Source organism: Staphylococcus sp. EG-SA-15, assembly GCF_017151895.1.
GTDB lineage: Bacteria > Bacillota > Bacilli > Staphylococcales > Staphylococcaceae > Staphylococcus > Staphylococcus aureus.
In genome coordinates, this window is sequence record NZ_JACVZN010000002.1 from 33,253 (window position 1) to 52,082 (window position 18,830).

General features: G+C 32.7%; 23 protein-coding genes, 2 pseudogenes and 1 other annotated feature (1 of these 26 running past the window's edge). Of the genes and pseudogenes, 11 read left to right on the top strand and 14 right to left on the bottom strand.

Annotated elements, in window-relative coordinates; genetic code table 11:
- Positions 1–409 precede the first annotated feature (409 nt).
- Entirely contained in the window at positions 410–511 is a 102-nt protein-coding gene (locus IDG64_RS02165; RefSeq protein ID WP_001789518.1) for a hypothetical protein, read from the bottom strand.
- An 84-nt stretch (positions 512–595) separates the two neighbouring features.
- On the opposite strand from IDG64_RS02165, the gene IDG64_RS02170 reads away from it, so the two are divergent.
- Positions 596–1,984 (top strand): L-cystine transporter, encoded by a 1,389-nt coding sequence (locus IDG64_RS02170; RefSeq protein ID WP_000991007.1) that lies wholly within the window; start codon positions 596–598, stop codon positions 1,982–1,984.
- Positions 1,985–2,064: 80 nt separating this feature from the next.
- On the opposite strand, the gene nfsA is transcribed toward IDG64_RS02170, so the two are convergent.
- Positions 2,065–2,820: an oxygen-insensitive NADPH nitroreductase gene (gene nfsA / locus IDG64_RS02175; protein WP_001289311.1), complete on the bottom strand. Its 756-nt coding sequence runs from the start codon at positions 2,818–2,820 to the stop codon at positions 2,065–2,067.
- A 491-nt stretch (positions 2,821–3,311) separates the two neighbouring features.
- Between nfsA and ahpC the strand changes: the two genes are divergently transcribed.
- The 5 genes and pseudogenes from ahpC (at position 3,312) to IDG64_RS02200 (ending at position 7,128) form a co-directional block, all read left to right on the top strand.
- Positions 3,312–3,881 carry an alkyl hydroperoxide reductase subunit C gene (gene ahpC, locus IDG64_RS02180; RefSeq protein WP_000052781.1) on the top strand — a complete coding sequence of 190 codons (570 nt, stop codon included), beginning with the start codon at positions 3,312–3,314 and terminating at the stop codon, positions 3,879–3,881.
- 15 nt (positions 3,882–3,896) lie between these two features.
- A complete protein-coding gene (ahpF, locus tag IDG64_RS02185; protein WP_000930487.1) occupies positions 3,897–5,420 on the top strand; it encodes an alkyl hydroperoxide reductase subunit F in 1,524 nt (507 codons plus the stop codon).
- Positions 5,421–5,554: 134 nt separating this feature from the next.
- Positions 5,555–5,791 (top strand): annotated as a pseudogene (locus tag IDG64_RS02190) (hypothetical protein); the annotation flags it as partial.
- Positions 5,792–5,863: 72 nt separating this feature from the next.
- Entirely contained in the window at positions 5,864–6,490 is a 627-nt protein-coding gene (locus IDG64_RS02195) for an NDxxF motif lipoprotein (protein WP_000746687.1), read from the top strand.
- Between the two features lie 254 nt (positions 6,491–6,744).
- Positions 6,745–7,128: a hypothetical protein gene (locus IDG64_RS02200; protein WP_000868263.1), complete on the top strand. Its 384-nt coding sequence runs from the start codon at positions 6,745–6,747 to the stop codon at positions 7,126–7,128.
- Positions 7,129–7,193: 65 nt separating this feature from the next.
- Here IDG64_RS02200 and IDG64_RS02205 read toward each other — a convergent pair whose 3' ends face one another.
- Positions 7,194–7,775, bottom strand: a complete 582-nt coding sequence (locus IDG64_RS02205) for a histidine phosphatase family protein (RefSeq protein ID WP_000158389.1) — start codon at positions 7,773–7,775, stop codon at positions 7,194–7,196.
- Between the two features lie 176 nt (positions 7,776–7,951).
- Between IDG64_RS02205 and IDG64_RS02210 the strand changes: the two genes are divergently transcribed.
- Positions 7,952–8,161, top strand: coding sequence for a hypothetical protein (locus tag IDG64_RS02210; RefSeq protein ID WP_000211679.1), 210 nt, complete (start codon positions 7,952–7,954; stop codon positions 8,159–8,161).
- Between the two features lie 38 nt (positions 8,162–8,199).
- On the opposite strand, the gene IDG64_RS02215 is transcribed toward IDG64_RS02210, so the two are convergent.
- On the bottom strand, positions 8,200–8,454 hold the full coding sequence (locus IDG64_RS02215) for a GlsB/YeaQ/YmgE family stress response membrane protein (protein WP_000466746.1): 255 nt from the start codon (positions 8,452–8,454) through the stop codon (positions 8,200–8,202).
- A gap of 299 nt (positions 8,455–8,753) precedes the next feature.
- Here IDG64_RS02215 and IDG64_RS02220 point away from each other — a divergent pair, with 299 nt between their 5' ends.
- Entirely contained in the window at positions 8,754–9,017 is a 264-nt protein-coding gene (locus IDG64_RS02220; protein WP_001055897.1) for a helix-turn-helix domain-containing protein, read from the top strand.
- A gap of 137 nt (positions 9,018–9,154) precedes the next feature.
- Here the strand turns inward: IDG64_RS02220 and IDG64_RS02225 are convergent, their stop codons facing one another.
- From IDG64_RS02225 to selX, 3 genes are all read right to left on the bottom strand, one after another.
- A complete protein-coding gene (locus IDG64_RS02225; protein WP_000769722.1) occupies positions 9,155–9,727 on the bottom strand; it encodes a PepSY domain-containing protein in 573 nt (190 codons plus the stop codon).
- 180 nt (positions 9,728–9,907) lie between these two features.
- Positions 9,908–10,276 carry a YxeA family protein gene (locus tag IDG64_RS02230; protein WP_000849163.1) on the bottom strand — a complete coding sequence of 123 codons (369 nt, stop codon included), beginning with the start codon at positions 10,274–10,276 and terminating at the stop codon, positions 9,908–9,910.
- Between the two features lie 368 nt (positions 10,277–10,644).
- Positions 10,645–11,256: a staphylococcal enterotoxin-like toxin X gene (selX, locus tag IDG64_RS02235; RefSeq protein ID WP_000473943.1), complete on the bottom strand. Its 612-nt coding sequence runs from the start codon at positions 11,254–11,256 to the stop codon at positions 10,645–10,647.
- A 205-nt stretch (positions 11,257–11,461) separates the two neighbouring features.
- On the opposite strand from selX, the pseudogene IDG64_RS02240 reads away from it, so the two are divergent.
- Positions 11,462–12,159: pseudogene (locus IDG64_RS02240) on the top strand (tyrosine-type recombinase/integrase); the annotation flags it as partial.
- A gap of 17 nt (positions 12,160–12,176) precedes the next feature.
- A complete protein-coding gene (locus IDG64_RS02245) occupies positions 12,177–13,184 on the top strand; it encodes an Abi family protein (RefSeq protein WP_001080632.1) in 1,008 nt (335 codons plus the stop codon).
- A gap of 235 nt (positions 13,185–13,419) precedes the next feature.
- On the opposite strand, the gene rpsR is transcribed toward IDG64_RS02245, so the two are convergent.
- The 3 genes from rpsR to rpsF are packed head-to-tail and all read right to left on the bottom strand — an operon-like array spanning position 13,420 to position 14,534.
- Positions 13,420–13,662 (bottom strand): 30S ribosomal protein S18, encoded by a 243-nt coding sequence (rpsR, locus tag IDG64_RS02250; protein ID WP_000897044.1) that lies wholly within the window; start codon positions 13,660–13,662, stop codon positions 13,420–13,422.
- A gap of 51 nt (positions 13,663–13,713) precedes the next feature.
- Positions 13,714–14,217 carry a single-stranded DNA-binding protein gene (ssb, locus tag IDG64_RS02255; protein WP_000934799.1) on the bottom strand — a complete coding sequence of 168 codons (504 nt, stop codon included), beginning with the start codon at positions 14,215–14,217 and terminating at the stop codon, positions 13,714–13,716.
- 20 nt (positions 14,218–14,237) lie between these two features.
- Positions 14,238–14,534: a 30S ribosomal protein S6 gene (gene rpsF, locus IDG64_RS02260; RefSeq protein ID WP_001261460.1), complete on the bottom strand. Its 297-nt coding sequence runs from the start codon at positions 14,532–14,534 to the stop codon at positions 14,238–14,240.
- Between the two features lie 243 nt (positions 14,535–14,777).
- Here rpsF and IDG64_RS02265 point away from each other — a divergent pair, with 243 nt between their 5' ends.
- The gene (locus IDG64_RS02265; protein ID WP_001052483.1) at positions 14,778–14,969 is read left to right on the top strand and encodes a hypothetical protein; all 192 of its coding nucleotides are present in this window, start codon (positions 14,778–14,780) and stop codon (positions 14,967–14,969) included.
- Positions 14,970–15,054: 85 nt separating this feature from the next.
- Here the strand turns inward: IDG64_RS02265 and ychF are convergent, their stop codons facing one another.
- From ychF to IDG64_RS02285, 4 genes are all read right to left on the bottom strand, one after another.
- The gene (gene ychF / locus IDG64_RS02270) at positions 15,055–16,152 is read right to left on the bottom strand and encodes a redox-regulated ATPase YchF (RefSeq protein WP_001218732.1); all 1,098 of its coding nucleotides are present in this window, start codon (positions 16,150–16,152) and stop codon (positions 15,055–15,057) included.
- 11 nt (positions 16,153–16,163) lie between these two features.
- Complete coding sequence (locus tag IDG64_RS02275) at positions 16,164–16,367, bottom strand: DUF951 domain-containing protein (protein ID WP_000157345.1); 204 nt, start codon at positions 16,365–16,367, stop codon at positions 16,164–16,166.
- A gap of 29 nt (positions 16,368–16,396) precedes the next feature.
- Positions 16,397–17,278, bottom strand: a complete 882-nt coding sequence (locus IDG64_RS02280) for a mechanosensitive ion channel family protein (RefSeq protein ID WP_001077602.1) — start codon at positions 17,276–17,278, stop codon at positions 16,397–16,399.
- A gap of 156 nt (positions 17,279–17,434) precedes the next feature.
- On the bottom strand, positions 17,435–18,280 hold the full coding sequence (locus IDG64_RS02285; protein ID WP_001813832.1) for a ParB/RepB/Spo0J family partition protein: 846 nt from the start codon (positions 18,278–18,280) through the stop codon (positions 17,435–17,437).
- Positions 18,281–18,508: 228 nt separating this feature from the next.
- Positions 18,509–18,830: a binding site (T-box leader), on the top strand; it runs 48 nt beyond the window's last position.

The following is an 18,830-nucleotide window of genomic DNA, read 5'->3' on the forward strand; positions in this document are numbered from 1 at the left end:
CGCCTTTTTGCTCAAACAAAAATATTTGTTTACGGTAGCTTTTGAACTACCACCTGCACACACGAACACTCAAAAGATGCTAATTTTGATTCGACAGAATTTTTTACAACGTGTTTGTTCGAAGCGTCTTTTCAAGGTTGATCATTTATTATCTTTTCATTCAATAAATATGAGGTTAGCAATTTTTATCAAACCGCCATAGCCACATCTCGATTCAAGGATAAATTTGTTTTCTCATATCTTATCTCTCATGACAGTGCACGATATATATCTTTTCCAAATATTCATCACTTTTTTCCTGTTAAAATCATTTCTATTATTAATGCTTTAATGACAACTTATTTAATTTATTGCATTTAATGCCCTGCTTCATTTTCAAATATTAACTTTAATCGACTAGCTCATCACACTATTTACCCTTTCCACCTATCACTACTGAATTCAAAACGATTTGTTTACAAATCCCCTTATGCCAACGGTCGAATTTCATCATGTTTACATTTAATTGCAAATGCCCTCTTGAAATATTTTAAAATTAATATTATTCTTAGCATACTAGTCGGAATTATATTCAAAAATTTGAGGAGTGACGTTCATGAATGCTTTTCTTACACTGATTAATATTATTGTATTGGTGATTTTCATCGTAATATTGCACATGATGGCTCGCAAACATATATCTTTTGCGAAACGTGTGTTTACAGCTTTAGGGATTGGTATAGTATTCGGTGTGTTATTGCATCTTATTTATGGCACACATTCGAATGTTATTACATCAACAAGTGACTGGTTCAACATTGTCGGACAAGGTTACGTTGCATTGTTGCAAATGATTGTGATGCCTTTAATTTTCATTTCTATTGTAGCTGCATTCACTAAAATTCAAATCGGAGAAAAGTTTGCTAAAATTGGTAGTCTCATTTTTATCTTTTTAATTGGCACTGTCACCATTGCTGCGATTGTTGGTGTTGTGTATGCCTTGGTGTTTGGTTTAGATGCATCAACAATTAACCTTGGTAACGCTGAACAAGCACGTGGAAGCGAAATTGCTAAACAAGCGAAAGATTTAACAGCACATACGTTACCACAACAAATTTTGGAATTATTGCCTAAAAATCCATTCTTAGATTTCACTGGACAACGTGCAACTTCCACGATTGCTGTCGTGATATTTGCTTCGTTTATAGGATTTGCTTATTTACGCGTAGCACGCAAACAACCTGATCATGGTGAATTGCTTAAGCGTGCGATTGACGCTATCTATTCACTAGTAATGGCGATTGTGACGTTCGTCTTACGTTTAACGCCATACGGTGTATTAGCAATTATGGCCAACACATTATCGACAAGTGACTTTGGCGCCATTTGGACTTTAGGAAAATTCTTAATCGCATCGTACGCTGCATTAATTACGATGTATATCATTCACTTAATTATTTTAAGCCTGTTAGGTATTAGCCCAATTCGCTATGTTAAAAAGACTTTGGAAGTATTAATCTTTGCATTCACATCACGCTCAAGCGCGGGTGCCTTACCATTGAATGTACAAACACAAACAAGACGTCTAGGCGTGCCAGAAGGTATTGCCAATTTCGCTGCGACATTTGGATTGTCGATTGGACAAAATGGTTGTGCAGGCATTTACCCTGCCATGCTTGCAATTATGGTCGCACCCGTCGCTAATGTAGAAATTGATTTACAATTTATTGTAACGTTAATCGCTGTCGTGATTATTAGTTCATTCGGCGTTGCTGGCGTCGGTGGCGGGGCTACATTTGCATCCATATTGGTGTTGTCAACGTTAAACTTGCCAGTCGCTTTAGCCGGCGTGCTCATCTCCGTTGAACCATTGATTGACATGGGTAGAACAGCATTAAACGTGAACGATTCAATGCTAGCTGGTACAGGTACCGCCAAGTTAACTAAACATTGGGATAAAGATACTTTCGATTCAAATGATAATGCTGCATTAACTTCACACTAATTCATTGCAAGAAATACCCGCCCCCTCTAGCTATACTTATCATTTTAAGCTAGAGGGGGGCGGGTTATTTTGGTATCTTGCTATCGCTGTATTAAGCCTGATTTTTGCAATTGTTCTAACATATCTAATCTTGCTTTGTTTCCTAGGAACATCTCAATTTGCTGCGACCATGTTTCTTTGCGATTCCCGTTTGTACGTTGATCATAGTACTCGCTGATTGTCTGGTCGTAATCTGCCATTTGTGCATACTGTGTTTCCTTATCAGCATGATACTTATTATGATGGAAGACATGGTCAAATGGTAAGCGTGGCTTGGCTGCACCATTTTCGTCATCTGCGGGTTCCCCTACTGCCATACCAAATACCGGGAAGACATAGTCAGGTAAGTCTAAAATTTCTCGAACGCGTTCAACATCATTTCTTAATGATCCTAAAAAGACAATGCCATACCCCATATCTTCAGCAGTTACCGCAATATTTTCGGCAACTAATGCTGCATCGATTGCACCTACTAGCAAACCTTCCGTTGAACCATATGCATTTTCCATATCAGTTTCAGCATGTTGATCAACTAAATGATGACGATAATAATCAATAACAAAGACGAATAAATAGCCATTTTCTACAACATAAGGTTGTCCAGAAACTTCTCGTAAATTTTCTTTAATCTTCTCATCGTCGATACCAATAATTGAGTATGCTTGCAGGAAACTTGACGTCGAAGCGCTTTGTCCAGCTTCTACCAATTTCTTAACAACGTCTTCACTTAAAGGTTTATTCTTAAATTTTCTAACAGAATGATGCTTTTTCACAAGATTATATACATGTTCTGACACGTTACCCACTCCTCGATACTTTACAATTAATTTAAAATCTTCATATTGCAATTGTACACGTCCAAACTTTTTTATAGCAATTATTTGCTTATAAGTTAATAATTGAACTTTTTAAAATATTGTCTCATACTTTAAAAATCCAGTTTCTCACTCATTACCTTCATCCATCTCGAACAAATATTCTCACACCATTATCAATAAGGTTGACTTAGTTGAGAATACAAATCTTCTTTTTTTACATTTTTTACATTAAAATCAAGATATTAAATATAGACACAACCTTTTAAATCATCAACTACAAAATCCATTATCAAAGCACTTTATATTATCTTTCTTTATTTTAAAAGTAATCATTCACTTTACAAAGTTATCCAGTTGACTATTCTGGATCAAAATGTAATAATGCTAACTAAGAGATTAGAATTATTATAATTAAGCGCAATCAATTGATAGTTCTAATTCATACTTAAATTCTTAGGAGGAAGATATTTATGTCATTAATTAACAAAGAAATCTTACCATTTACAGCGCAAGCTTTCGATCCAAAAAAAGATCAATTTAAAGAAGTTACACAAGAAGATTTAAAAGGTTCTTGGAGCGTAGTATGCTTCTATCCTGCTGACTTCTCATTCGTTTGTCCAACTGAATTAGAAGACTTACAAAACCAATATGAAGAATTACAAAAATTAGGCGTAAATGTATTCTCAGTATCAACTGATACTCACTTCGTACACAAAGCATGGCATGACCATTCAGATGCAATTAGCAAAATCACTTACACTATGATTGGTGACCCATCACAAACAATCACTCGTAATTTTGATGTATTAGATGAAGCTACTGGTTTAGCTCAACGTGGTACATTCATTATCGACCCAGACGGTGTTGTACAAGCATCTGAAATTAACGCTGACGGAATTGGCCGTGACGCTAGTACATTAGCTCACAAAATCAAAGCAGCTCAATATGTTCGTAAAAACCCTGGCGAAGTATGCCCAGCTAAATGGGAAGAAGGCGCTAAAACATTGCAACCTGGTTTAGATTTAGTAGGTAAAATCTAAGGAGGCATTACAACCATGCTTAATGCTGATTTAAAACAACAACTTAAACAACTATTAGAACTAATGGAGGGCAACGTTGAATTCGTTGCCAGCCTTGGTTCAGATGATAAATCCAAAGAACTTAAAGATTTGTTGACAGAAATTACTGATATGTCACCTAGACTATCTCTTTCTGAAAAATCTTTAAAACGTACACCAAGTTTCTCAGTCAATCGTCCTGGCGAAGAAACAGGTGTAACATTTGCAGGTATTCCATTAGGTCACGAGTTTAACTCACTTGTTTTAGCAATTTTACAGGTTAGTGGTCGTGCACCTAAAGAAAAACAGTCAATCATTGACCAAATTAAAAAATTAGAAGGTTCATTCCATTTTGAAACATTCATTAGTTTAACGTGTCAAAAATGTCCTGATGTCGTTCAAGCACTTAACTTAATGAGTGTGATCAACCCTAACATCACGCATTCTATGATTGATGGTGCAGTGTTCCGTGAAGAATCTGAAAACATCATGGCAGTCCCTGCTGTCTTTTTAAATGGCGAAGAATTTGGCAATGGTCGTATGACAATCCAAGATATTCTTTCGAAACTAGGCAGTACGGCAGATGCATCTGAGTTTGAAAATAAAGAACCTTATGATGTCTTAATCGTTGGTGGTGGTCCTGCTAGTGGTAGTGCAGCGATTTACACAGCACGTAAAGGTTTACGTACTGGTATAGTTGCTGATCGTATCGGTGGCCAAGTTAATGATACTGCTGGTATTGAGAACTTCATTACTGTTAAAGAAACAACTGGTTCTGAATTTTCTTCTAACTTAGCAGCGCACATTGATCAATATGACATTGATGCAATGACAGGTATACGTGCTACAGATATCGAAAAGACTGACGAAGCAATTAAAGTTACGTTAGAAAACGGTGCTGTCTTAGAAAGTAAAACAGTCATTATTGCTACTGGTGCAGGTTGGCGTAAGCTAAACATTCCAGGTGAAGAGCAATTGATTAATAAAGGTGTTGCATTCTGCCCTCACTGTGACGGACCTCTATTCGAAAATAAAGACGTAGCAGTTATCGGTGGCGGTAACTCTGGGGTTGAAGCAGCAATTGACCTTGCTGGTATCGTTAATCATGTTACATTATTCGAATTCGCTAGCGAATTAAAAGCAGACAACGTGTTACAAGATCGTTTACGTTCTTTATCAAATGTTGATATCAAAACAAATGCCAAAACTACTGAAGTTGTCGGAGAAGACCATGTTACAGGTATACGTTACGAAGACATGAGCACCGGCGAAGAACATCTACTTAACTTAGATGGTATCTTTGTTCAAATTGGTTTACTTCCAAACACATCATGGTTAAACGATGCTGTTGAATTAAACGAACGTGGTGAAATTGTTATTGATCGTAACAATAATACTAACGTACCTGGAATATTTGCTGCTGGCGATGTAACAGATCAGAAGAACAAACAAATTATTATTTCAATGGGCGCTGGTGCAAATGCAGCATTAAATGCCTTTGACTATATTATCAGAAACTAAAGTTTTCACAGTTTTACTGACAGTATCTTACATTTGTTAAGATGCTGTTATTTTTTATCCTGGCATAAAATCATGTTATGATAAACTTAATATATACAACGAGATGTGCGATAATGCTTAAAGTATGTACCTCTCGCAAACAAATCAATATGAAAAATGATATTGAGAAGGAAAAGTATGTGAACGAAATCATTATGCTTTTACGTACGATACCTACATCTAAATTGATACAACCAATTATGCAGTTATTTATAGATAATGCTATCCTTAACAATGTTCAAAACGACGCATTATTGATAGAAAAAGTAACTCATGCACGTAATCATTTACGTCTATGGTCATTGCAAGGTCATCGTGAAATTCCAAACTAATTCAATGTTACTCTATTAAACATGAATACATATTTTTTCAATTAAAGATAAACTAAGGAGTTATATTACATTATGAAAAAGAGATTACTACTAAGTACATTTTTAGCATCGACATTAATTCTTACAGGTTGCGCGTCCGATCAATCTGATAACGAAGATCATCATACAAGTACTGGCATCCATGCACCTAAAAGCGCTAAAAAATTAGAAACAAAAGATATCTTTAACTCAGATAAGAAAAATAGTGATATTAGTGATGCAGAGATGAAGCAAGCTATAGAAAAGTATTTGTCTGTAAATAGCGATATACTTGATAACAAATATATTATGCAACATAAACTAGATAAACAAATTGACAGTCAAACAAAAGTGACTGAAAAACAAGCAGAAACACTTAGCCACTTATCTAACTTAGCTGTTAAAAACGATTTGCATTTCAAGAAATTTGTCACTGAAAACAATATTCCTAAAGAATATAAGAAACCCGTTGAATTAATGATGAATTACTTCAAAGCTTTAAATAGTACAATCGCCAATGTTGATGAAGATATTGAAAAGCTTAGCTATCAACCGCAAAATAAAATCAATGTAGTCGACGTGCCAACAAAATATGCCGGTGATGTTAATAAAAAGCAACAAGATAAAATTAAAGATTTCTTAAAATCTAAAGGTATCAAGAGTGATGTTATCGATAAATAACTGAAAGCCATCATTGCGACATGTAACACATCATTACATGAGCTTTAATTCATGACAATTCTTTATCTTTAAAAGTGACTAATCAATTTAGCTAAAGTCATCATTTGGGCATCAAGCAGCATATTACTGTTTGATGCTTTTTTATTGGTCTTAAATTCTCTATCTATGCCAAAATTCCCATTAGTTGACGCATTTGACTATATATCTAACATATTTCATACTTATATTGACTCTATAAACAAAGGATGGTCATGATGAAAGTTCGAATTACTTTTATTATCTTATCAATTTTATCAACGATTGTTTGCTTATTTTTAGCAGCCATGCATCCAACAGGTCCAAACACAGTAACTTTTGAACAGCCATATTTATTCACCCTCAACATCATTATAATGGTATTAGTCGCATTACCTTCAATTGTTTTAGCTATATATGATTATACGAGTTTTAGAATTTCTTCTGCTATTTTACAATTTCTTGGGGCTATCTCTTGGTTCTTTTTATCATTGATATTATCGTTCACACAATTTACACCTTTTACATTAGCGTCATTTATAACTTCAATTATTTTGTTCGCAAGCACAATTATCACATTATCTATTGGTGGTAAGTCTGTTGATAAGAATGATTCCCATTAAATTCCAAATGCCAAAAAGGTTCTGAAGGCCACTATAAAACACAGCTTTTCAGAACCTCTATACTTCTATTCAATGATATATGGTTTGCAATTTTCAACTTTTAAATCCACAGCTTCTTCCCGTGAAACGTTATTAAAATAAACCATTAAACAACGAATGACAACTTGATGTGCAACAATGACGATATCATCTTTTTGTGTATCTTCATTGACAACATGATTCATAAAATGTTCTACGCGTTGATATACATCTTCATAACTTTCTCCTTCAGGCGCTTTTTGTGAAAAACTATGACGAAAGTCTTTAAAGTTTGGATCATTGAAATATTTTTCATATTTCGGATTCGCACTGATTTCATCTTTATATTCACCCTCAAATACGCCAAGTGAACGTTCTCTTAATAGAGGCGTAGTCGTTGATGCAATGTCATATGGAAAAATATGTTCAAACGTTTGCTGTGTTCTTAATAAGTCTGAAACATATACATGTTTAATCTGTTTCTCTTTAAAATAATCACATAAATCGTCTGCACTTTTTGTGCCAGTATCCGTTAACGGCACATCTAATTGTCCACAAAAATAAGATCTAAAATGTTTATTATCATAATTCGATTGTGATTCACCATGTCTAACTAAATAAATCGTCATGCTATTACTCCTTACCTTATGTATTTCATATCTACCATAACACTTTGACCACTTAATCGGCATCAATCTTAATAGTCTTTTCTAAAAAAGAATTAATTCATATTTTAAATTAATGACTCTAAAAATAGTATTGTCTTTAATCAAGTGATGTGTTACTATATGGGTGTAGTTCTTAAATGACTACACAGTCTTTTATATTCATGAACATAATACTCCTGGATGGCGCAACCCAACGTCATCCTTTTTTTATTTGTCAAATACTCGCTTTTTTATTTCCAACCTCTCCTCATGTTAATTTATTACTTTTTAATCCTATCTTACCTACATTTTCAAATATTATAATACATATTGACCATTTTCACGCAAATAAAAAAGATGACAACTGAATGCCATCTTTATTTCAATTCAACCTAAGTTGAATATTTTATTTTTTACGAACAGCTCTTAAAATTAACGTTACAATTGCAATAAAGATAATTGAACCAATTAAAGCTGGTAAGATGTAAATACTTCCTAATTCAGGACCCCATTGTCCGAATAGTTTGCCACCTACCCATGATCCAATAATACCCGCGATAATATTACCTAAAATACCACCTGGGATATCTTTACCCATAATAGCACCAGCAGCCCATCCAATTAAGCCACCGACAATTAACATTCCAATAAATCCAAACATAATTTTCAGTCTCCTTTTTCTATTTATTTTGCGTTATTCTAAGTAGTACCCCTTATTTACAATTCTAAAACAAATTCAAATTATTTTTATCCAAATATTTTTAAAAGTAGTAATTGAATATCAATTTTATTCAATGTAGCTATCGTTATTTAAAGTCTCTGTACCGGTAATATCATATACATTTACATTATTTTTTCTGCCGAATTCATAGCTTGATTATTTTATGTTATAGGACTAGAATATACACATATTATTAGAGCATCTTTGAATTTTAAATCAAGAAGCGAGGTTAATGAACAATGAATATGCATATTTTATATAACTTACGAACTAAACATAATTTAGAAATTGACGAATTAGCACAGCAATTAAATGAGAAATATGGTACTAAATATGAAGCACATCAAATTTGGGAATGGGAGAATCATCACCATGAACCTAAATTTAAAGATGCCATGCATTTAGCTGACTTCTTTGATGCACCATATGAAATGTTTTTAGAAAGTAAGGTTAAAGAATATCAGAAACATTTAGAAGAAGTCGATATTCGCATGGATAAATAGATGCAAATAAACCCTCACAACACGTTTGGCATATATCCTTTCAAATCTATACTGGATATATTACATTACGTTGTGAGGGTATTTTATTAATTAATATAAATTAAGACATTTTACAAGCGTTAATGCAACGAATCTTTTTAGTGATCTTGCTCACTCTTTAATACTTTACCGTTCTTAGCATCAACAGTAACTTCTTGTTTTTTATTACCTTTTTTCAAATCGATATTGTAAACAAGTTTGCCATCATCTTTTTCAAGTGACCATTCTTTAATATCACCATCAAATTCTTTTTGTCCTTCTTTAATGGCTTTTTTGTAATCTATAGCATCGCTATATTTAAAGTTATCATTTTCATTCACTGTATCTTCTTTTTCAGTCTTTTTATTAATCACTTTTTTATTTTTATCAGCAACAAGTACTTCTGACTCTTCACCAGATTTTTGTTGCGTCACTTTATAAGCCCATTCACCATTAGAATTTTCAAATGAAATTCCTTTCAACTTTTGGCCTTTGTAAGTTTCTTCAGCTTTTTTCACAGCATCTTCTGGGCTTGTTTTAACATCTTTTAAAGCAATAACATCTTTTGTTGTATTAGTGTCTTGATTAGTATTTGACTCTGTTGATTTTGTTTCATCTTTTGGAGTATCATTGCCACATGCAGTAAGCACCACCGCTGACATTGATAACACTGCTAATGATTTTAATTTCATAATATCACTCTCTCTTCCTATTTTTGAAACTCATAACAAAAGCTTATATGCTATATAGATTGTATTACCCCTTGTTTTTAATTTTATTCATAATTATTACAAATATTTTTAAATTAATCATCATGTGTTACTTTCGTTCGTACTCATTTTATAATTGAACCATGTAATATAAGCATGCTATTATCGACTCAGTTTGTCTAATGCTTTTTTAGGTACTTCTTCCTTTTCAACTTCTTCAAAAGTTTCTACATGATGACCTTTATGTGTAATTTTCAAGTATCTATGCGGTTTAACATCAAATGTAGCAGTATACATTAATTGCGTCTCTTTCCCTTCTTTATTAAAAGCACTTTGAGTATAACTTCGGAGTTGATCATCCATTCTAGTAGACACCTCTGTCGTTTTAACATAAGAATCATCTTCCTTTACTAATGGGTTAAATTGATCTGTTATACCATGAGAGTCTATTGTTTTTAAAATGAATAAAGCAGCATAAGCGCCAATGATAGTAAGTGCAAGATATGTTATTGTTTTTAAAATCGTTTTCAAAAGATCACCTCTGACAAAATATAAAATAGGATGCCTCTGAAAACAACTTACATAATTGTAATTAAAGTGTAAGTATTAGGAGAAAATGATGGTATTTGAATCTGAAAGATACGAATCGTTTTTAAAATAAGTTATTTTATAGAGACTTTATTATGGAATTGAAAGAAGTTAATTTTAAGGTTGTCGAATGTAAAAACATATTGATTAACCATAAAAGAGAAATTATTTTTGTAGATTTCGGCATAAACGTCATTAAAGAATTTTCTATATGATGGTGCTAATCATAACAAAGAAAGCTAGGCACCTTTAGATACCTAACTTTCAAAGTATTAGCGATAAAACACTATATATACTAATTTAACTTAATTTCAAACTTGTTCAATGTCATTAACACTTTTCACAAGTTCGAAAGTTACATTTTTTATATCATCAGTATTAATTTTTACATTTTCCCTATCTTTTTGTAGCTCTTTATGCGACTCTAATGTATATTTACCACCATTCTTTGTATTTATGACAATGTTACCTTTAGGCAAATGTTCTCCCATATATAAGCCATAAGAAATATGAGCAAATCTTATGATATGATCCAATTCTTTTAAAGTGACAACTTCTTTATTAAGAGTAATGTTCCTCTTAGGTGTATACACTCTATCAGCAACTCTGTATGTTCCTTCTAAATGTATACGAACTTGGTTTTCATTTAAAGGTCTCTCTGAATAAACCCAATTCCTAGATTTATTAGATTTTCCATTTATTGTATCCTTGCTGTATCTATCGTAAAGTTTTTTAACCAAAGCTTTTTCTGAATTATTTGGTACTTCTTCAACTTTTTGTAATTGTTTATCTTGTACACTTGAGGAATTTTGTGTTGACGCGTCTGCTTTTGGATATATTCCAAATGTTCCCCCATAGATGATACCTAGCGATAGAATAGATTTTAATACGATTGAATTTTTCGAGTCATTTTTTTTGAACATATTTAATTACCTCCTTGATGTAAAGCTTTATTTGCTACAATTATAAAAATAATAGACGTGTTCATGAATTAAATTCATCTTAACTCTTGATTAACTTTAATTTGCTACCACTCTGAATTTAATAACTATAAATCGTCTACACATAATTGGACTAAATCTAAGAGAATAGAATTTGTTAATTTAAAATAGTAAGCAATTCAAAGTTATATGTGTAATAGATAAAATAGATATCCCTATAGTGATGCGTTACTAGCTAAACGTAATAACACTTTAGAAGATAATGAAGATAATGAAGATAAGGAGTTACTGGATTGTTTCGACTATGTAATTAAGTATAAAAATATCCAACGACAAAACGTAATTATAAAATGGTAAAAGCTATGGTACAGTTTCAAATTGCTAATGACATGCGTATCGGTGAGCTACTTGCAATAAAGAGAGAAAATATAAACTATGAAGATAAAACGCTAGATATCGATGGTACAATTAATTGGATAACTGAAAAAAGACGGGAGCATTCGGAGTAAAGGAGACAACTGAAAGAAGTAATAGCTATAAGGCCATAGGGCTCACTACCCAAAGCATCGACTTATTAAGAACACTTATGCTTGGAATGATAAGTTTATTGATAGAGAGTACATATTCACAAATACGGCTGGTAGCCCTATCGACTCGAACAAAATTAGCCACATTATTAAAGGGGGCGCTGATATTAGTTCTATTAAGAAACCTGTAACGACGCATACATTACATCATTCGCATATATCTACACTTGCTCAATTAGGAATTAACTTAAAAGCAATGCAAGAGCATGTAGGTCATTCAGATTATAAAAAAAATCTAGAGATATACACACATGTTACTAATCAGATGGCGAAAGATATGATGAATAAATTTGAATGATTGGGGAGTTAAAAACTATGAACAGAAAAACACCTAAAACTACTGATGGTTTAATGAGACATATAAGAGACAATAAAGGTATCCAAATAAATGGTAGCACGGAAAAAATCCAGTTACGAAACATCGGCTATTTTCATGGATTCAAAGGGTATAATTTCTTTTTAAACAAAGAGGAAGAACTTAATTTTGAAAAATTTAGCGAATTACAAGCTTTATACAGTTTTGATACAGAAATTAAAAGCCTTTTCTATAAACACGTTATGTTCTGTGAAACGGCTATTAAAAATAGATTGCTAGAAATAGTTTGTGTAAACTCTGGCTTTGATTTAGATAGTTTATTTCAAAAATCATTAACATATTATAAAAGTTATAGTCTCGGTAGCTCAAAATATAAAAAACATTTAAAAAATACTACTAGACTAAGAAGAGATATTTACGACATGATCCATGAACATTGTAATTCGAAACCTTACATTTATCATTACATACATCAAGATAGAACCGTGCCACTATATGCCGTATTTGAATTATTCACTTTGGGAAATCTGGTGTTTTTCACTCGTTGCATGTCCCAAAATTTGAATATAGAAGCTCAAAAGCAACTAAAATTATACTCCCCAGCATTTGATCAAAGTAAAGATATACTAGGTGACATCATTGATTGTATGAAAGGCTTAAGAAATGCTATAGCTCACAATGGTGTACTTTATGACTGTAGATTTAAAACTGGAGAGACAAGTAATAGATTAAAAGAATATTTAGCAGTAAAAATGGATATACACAATTTAGATTTCGACAGAATAATTGATTATCTCATTTTATTAATTTTAATTTGTTCTGGTCTCTCTTATTCTAAAACAGAACTCCAAAGAATTATAAAGCAATTCGAACAAAACCTTGATTTTTTACGATCAAAGATAAGCGAGTCGACTTATGATAAAATTATAGGTGTTCGAGCAAGACCTAAATTAAGAAGTTTAAAGAACTTTATCAATAACCTTGATTTTTATCTAAAAACATATTAATATTATACATAAATAGCGGTGCATATCTGCGGAATGCACTTGAGGTTAACTGTTACTGACGGTTGCCTCTTTTTTTATGCATCTAAATTCATATTATTTTTGCAATATAAACATATCTTTGTGCAAATTCCGAACACAAAACATTCACATCATCCTTTTTTGCCCTTTTTCTATACCCCAAAACACAAAAAGCCCCGTAAGCCTATGCCTACGGGGTTTGACAATAAATTATATATTATTGTTCTTCTTTAACATATGGTAATAATGCCATATGACGAGAACGTTTGATAGCTGTAGTCAACATACGTTGATATTTAGCTGAAGTACCAGTTACACGACGTGGTAAAATTTTACCGCGTTCTGAGATAAAACGTTTTAATAATTCAGTGTCTTTGTAGTCGATATGTGTAATACCATTTGCTGTGAAATAGCATACTTTTTTACGACGACGTCCGCCTCTTCTTGGTCCACCTGCCATGATTGTGTGCCTCCTTTGATAATTTTTTCGCTTTAATTTCGTTAATTTTTATTAGAATGGTAAGTCATCATCACTTATATCAATCGGTCCGTTTGCATTTGCAAATGGATTATCAGATTGTTTCGTGTTTGATGAATTATTGTACGAATTGTTTTGTCCTGATTGTTGACCACCGAATCCTTGACCGTAATCTTGGAATTCATTTTGTTGACGTTGGCCACCATTTTGTTGCGCATTTTTAGGTTCAAGGAATTGAACGCTATCACACACAACTTCAGTAACAAACACACGACGACCTTCTTGATTTTCATAATTACGGGATTGTAAGCGACCATCTACACCAGCTAAACTACCTTTAGATAAATAGTTATTTACATTATCTGCTTGTCTTCTAAAAACAACACAGTTAATAAAATCTGCTTCGCGCTCCCCTTGAGCATTCGTGAACGTACGATTTACTGCAAGAGTGAATGTCGCTACACTCACACCTGAGGGAGTGGTTCTGTATTCCGGATCTTTCGTTAAACGACCTACTAATACAACTCTATTTAGCATTTAAACGCCCCCTCTAATTATTACTTGTCTTCGTCTTCACGAATAACCATGTAACGAATGATATCGTCACTGATTTTAGCTAGACGTTGGAATTCGTCAGTAGCTTTGTTGTTATCAGATTTAACACGTACGATGTTGTAGAAGCCATCTTTGAAATCATTGATTTCATAAGCTAGGCGACGTTTACCCCAGTCTTTTGCTTCTAAAACTTCTGCACCTTCAGTAGCTAAGATGCCGTTGAAACGTTCAACTAACGCTTTTTTAGCATCTTCCTCAATGTTTGGGCGTACGATGTACATAACTTCATATGTTCTCATTTTATATTTGCACCTCCTTGTGGTCTATACGGCTTATCAATCTTAAAACAGATAAGCAAGGAATAATTTTCATTACTCACAATAAAGAATTATATCATGCGCCATTACTTTTTACAATAATAATTCAAACTACTCTTCATATCATTTTTGACATTAATTCATTTGAAATTTTCTATGATATTTTTAAAAATACACTTCACAAAAGCGAACGCATGTTCTATAATAGTTGTGAGGTGTTAAGGAATGAATTTAAATATTGATTGGTCTAAAGATTTTCAAGAATTCCAAGAGATACTTAATAGTGGCATTCATCCTGAATGGCTTTATTGTGCAAAGGCTAATCTTGTTTTAGAGCCTGCTTATACTGGCGAAGGCAAACAATTTTTCAGCACTCAAGATATTATTAACGCGAGTAAAATTATTCCATTCTTTTAATAAATTATACGCATAATTAAAAGAGGCGAACAATTGATTCCGCCTCTTCTCCATATATACTATTTAATTAACTTCACTCTATCGTTTATACATTAAATCTGAAATGAACGATATCGCCATCTTGCATAATATATTCTTTACCTTCTAATCGTTGTCTGCCCGCTTCTTTAGCGCCACTTTCGCCACCATATTGTACATAGTCGTCATAACTTGTTACTTCGGCACGGATAAATCCACGTTCAAAATCAGTATGAATGATACCAGCACATTGAGGTGCAGTCATACCTTGTTTAAATGTCCAAGCACGTACTTCTTGCACACCAGCAGTAAAATATGTTGATAATCCTAATAATTCATAAGTTGTTCTAATTAATCGATCTAATCCTGGTTCTTCGATACCTAAATCTTCTAAGAACATTTCTTTATCTTCATCATCTAATGTAGCAATTTCTTCTTCAATTTTTGCACTAATAACAATCACTTCAGAGTCTTCTTGCGCTGCATATTCACGAATCGCTTTTACTTTATCATTATCATCATCACCAATTTCATCTTCACCAACATTAGCGATATAAAGCATTTTTTTAGAAGTCAGTAATTGCGCTTGATTCACCCATTTTTGATCTTCTTCATTAAAGTCAATACTACGAGCGGGTTTACCATTTTCTAAAGCTTCTTTAATAGTTGTTAAAATACGTACTTCCATTTCAGCAGTCTTATCTTTTTGACGTGCTAATTTTTCAATTCTAGGCAAACGTTTCTCAACAGATTCTAAGTCCGCTAGTACTAATTCCATATTAATAACTTCAATATCATCAATAGGGTCTACTCGACCAGCAACATGAGTTACGTTATCATCATCAAATGCACGAACGACCTGACAAATCGCATCTACTTCTCTAATATGTGATAAGAATTTATTACCTAACCCTTCTCCCTTTGAAGCACCTTTCACAATACCAGCGATATCTGTAAATTCAAATGTAGTCGGCAATGTCTTTTTAGGTTGAACCATTTCTTCTAATTTAAGTAATCTAGCATCTGGCACTTCTACTATCCCTACATTAGGATCAATCGTAGCGAATGGATAGTTCGCTGCTAAAGCACCTGCTTTTGTTATTGCATTAAATAATGTTGATTTACCAACGTTTGGCAATCCAACGATACCTGCTGTTAAAGCCATTAATCATTCTCCTATCTTTGTGTATCATCATGAGATTCGATGATTTTTTTAAGTTTTTTATCAAACGTTTGACGTGGAATCATAATACTTCTTTGACAATTTTCACATTTAATTCTTATGTCTGCACCCATTCTAATAATCTTAAAACGGTTTGTTCCACACGCATGTTGTTTTTTCATTTCTACTATATCATTTATTCCATATTTTGACGCCATTAAATATGACCTCCATGTATTATAAACTACTAAACACCGTTTTCACTATGATTATAAGCAGTCATAATTGGTTGAGGTGTTTTAATACCTTCTTGTAAAAACATTTTTTGTACTTCTTTGCGAATAATTCGAGCTCCAGCAAATCCTTCACCTGGAATTGTTTCTGCAGATATTCTCAATATTACTCTTGTATCTTCAATAGCATCAATACCAATAACAACCGGATCACTAACAAATAAGTAATATTTACTACGTAAAGAAGTAAATAGTTTGTTTAGTTTTTTATCAACATTATCAATGTTTTCTTCGACAGACACTGGAATTTTAACGATAGCTGTACCATTTGTAATTGAGTAGTTCGTTATTTCACCCATACTACTATTTGGTAAAATTGTTAATTCTCCTGAAATTGTATTGATTCGTGTTGAACGAAGTCCTATTGATTTAACCGTTCCCTCTGCCACAGTCGTACCACCATTGTTTATTTTAACATAATCACCTACATCAAATTGACTTTCAAATATAATGAAAAATCCAGTAATAACGTCTTTAACAATGGTTTGAGCACCAAAACCTACTGCTAAACCTACGACACCAGCACTTGCAATAACACCTTCAACACTAATGCCAAATTTACTTAAAATCGTCGTAATAACTATAAACCAAACGATATACTTCACTACATTTTGAACAAGAGATATTAAAGTTTTAGATCGCTTTTTGTTACTCTTTTTACTCTTATTTTGAATCTTAAATCCCTGTTCAATCATTTTATTCAGTATTTTAATAACTATGAGGGCTACGATAATATAAATAACAATCATAGCGATTTTAGTTGCAATGTTTTCATATGTTTCTATTTTTGTTAATGGCTCAAATAGAGATGAAATAATATTCATGACTTGATTCATGATAAGCGTTACTCCCTTCTATATGATATATCAATATTGTATTCATATTTTTATATACTTCCAACCTACGAAAGTCTCAATATATCTAGAATCAAATGTTCACTGATTACAATTTATTTACACTTGCACAAAGAGTTATTATATAAAATTGTGTAACTATTTACCATACCTACGATTTAATTGTTCAATTATTCTTAGAAAATCTTCTTGTGAATCAAACTCAAATGAGATTTTACCAACCGATTTTTTTATTGATATATCTACTTTGGTACCATACTGTTCTCGCAACTGTCGTTCTTGCTGCTTTATAAATTTAGGCTTAGTTATATCTACTTTGTCTGTTTCCGACTTTGACGAAACATTTTTTAATTCATTAACATGGTTTTCTAAATATCTGACACTCCACTTTTCTTTAACAACCCGTTTCGCTAACCTAAGCATTTGTTGTTCATCTTTAATTGCCAATAACGTTCGTCCATGTGCACTTGTCAGTCGCCCATCTTTTACCATGTCAGCAATCTTTTTCGGCAAATGTAATAACCTCAACATATTCGCTATATACGGGCGCGACTTACTCAATCGTTTCGCTACTTCTTGTTGTGTAATTTTCAAATCTGTTATCAAACGTTGATAACTTTCAGCTTCTTCAATCGCATTTAAGTCTTCTCGTTGTAAATTTTCGATGACCGCCAGTTCCATCATATCTTCATCTGTTAAATCTTTGATAATCGCTGATACGTATTTTAGACCAGCAATTTTCGAAGCTCTAAACCTTCTTTCACCAACTACAATGTAATAACCTTGAACTGTTTTTCTAAGCACAATTGGTTGCAAAATACCATATTGCTTAATTGAATCTGCCAAATCATTTAAATGATTTTCATCGAAAGTTTTTCGGGGCTGATACGGATTCGGTTTGATATCCGATATATCTATTTGCTTAATTTGTTCATCTTTTGTTTTAGTAATACGTTGATCTTCACTTTTTGACAATTCACTCACATCACTTTTTATTTGATAACAACAGTTAAATATATTTTATGTATTCTAAATGAGTCAGACAACCATTAACCACACTTTATTTAAAAAATAATTCATTTTTTAACTTCAAGATACCAATTACAATTTCACACACAAATTAACTTTTAAATCAAAATTTTCTGAATAATTGTTGACAAATCTTTTTTTACTCTGTAAGCTAATTAATATCTTATAACAGTTTAATGAAACGTAAACACAATAAAGAGGAAAGTAAAACACACCCTGCTTATACAGAGAGTCTTTAGTAGCTGAGAGAAGATTTTGAAAGCGTGTTTGAAAATGGCCTTGGAGTGTTGATGCCAATATGAGGTGTCTACGGGTTCGCCCGTTATAGCGATACAGTATTAACATTGATGTTAAATGGCGTACTGGATTCTTTACGCACGATTTTTTGTTAATAAGTATGGGATAGCACATTACTATATCCTTACTTAACGACTTAAATTGTGATAATTGTTCAGTAAGCATATTTACTTTTAATGCGTACTGAATAAGGTTATTTCAGCGATGG

What these genes read in the sequence shown, in the direction of transcription:
- IDG64_RS02170 (WP_000991007.1), top strand. Translation starts at nt 596, where the DNA reads ATGAATGCTTTTCTTACACTGATTAATATTATTGTATTGGTGATTTTC.
- ahpC (WP_000052781.1), top strand. Translation starts at nt 3,312, where the DNA reads ATGTCATTAATTAACAAAGAAATCTTACCATTTACAGCGCAAGCTTTC.
- ahpF (WP_000930487.1), top strand. Translation starts at nt 3,897, where the DNA reads ATGCTTAATGCTGATTTAAAACAACAACTTAAACAACTATTAGAACTA.
- IDG64_RS02195 (WP_000746687.1), top strand. Translation starts at nt 5,864, where the DNA reads ATGAAAAAGAGATTACTACTAAGTACATTTTTAGCATCGACATTAATT.
- IDG64_RS02200 (WP_000868263.1), top strand. Translation starts at nt 6,745, where the DNA reads ATGAAAGTTCGAATTACTTTTATTATCTTATCAATTTTATCAACGATT.
- IDG64_RS02205 (WP_000158389.1), bottom strand. Translation starts at nt 7,775, where the DNA reads ATGACGATTTATTTAGTTAGACATGGTGAATCACAATCGAATTATGAT.
- IDG64_RS02210 (WP_000211679.1), top strand. Translation starts at nt 7,952, where the DNA reads ATGACTACACAGTCTTTTATATTCATGAACATAATACTCCTGGATGGC.
- IDG64_RS02215 (WP_000466746.1), bottom strand. Translation starts at nt 8,454, where the DNA reads ATGTTTGGATTTATTGGAATGTTAATTGTCGGTGGCTTAATTGGATGG.
- IDG64_RS02220 (WP_001055897.1), top strand. Translation starts at nt 8,754, where the DNA reads ATGAATATGCATATTTTATATAACTTACGAACTAAACATAATTTAGAA.
- IDG64_RS02225 (WP_000769722.1), bottom strand. Translation starts at nt 9,727, where the DNA reads ATGAAATTAAAATCATTAGCAGTGTTATCAATGTCAGCGGTGGTGCTT.
- selX (WP_000473943.1), bottom strand. Translation starts at nt 11,256, where the DNA reads ATGTTCAAAAAAAATGACTCGAAAAATTCAATCGTATTAAAATCTATT.
- IDG64_RS02245 (WP_001080632.1), top strand. Translation starts at nt 12,177, where the DNA reads ATGAACAGAAAAACACCTAAAACTACTGATGGTTTAATGAGACATATA.
- rpsR (WP_000897044.1), bottom strand. Translation starts at nt 13,662, where the DNA reads ATGGCAGGTGGACCAAGAAGAGGCGGACGTCGTCGTAAAAAAGTATGC.
- ssb (WP_000934799.1), bottom strand. Translation starts at nt 14,217, where the DNA reads ATGCTAAATAGAGTTGTATTAGTAGGTCGTTTAACGAAAGATCCGGAA.
- rpsF (WP_001261460.1), bottom strand. Translation starts at nt 14,534, where the DNA reads ATGAGAACATATGAAGTTATGTACATCGTACGCCCAAACATTGAGGAA.
- IDG64_RS02265 (WP_001052483.1), top strand. Translation starts at nt 14,778, where the DNA reads ATGAATTTAAATATTGATTGGTCTAAAGATTTTCAAGAATTCCAAGAG.
- ychF (WP_001218732.1), bottom strand. Translation starts at nt 16,152, where the DNA reads ATGGCTTTAACAGCAGGTATCGTTGGATTGCCAAACGTTGGTAAATCA.
- IDG64_RS02275 (WP_000157345.1), bottom strand. Translation starts at nt 16,367, where the DNA reads ATGGCGTCAAAATATGGAATAAATGATATAGTAGAAATGAAAAAACAA.
- IDG64_RS02280 (WP_001077602.1), bottom strand. Translation starts at nt 17,278, where the DNA reads ATGAATCAAGTCATGAATATTATTTCATCTCTATTTGAGCCATTAACA.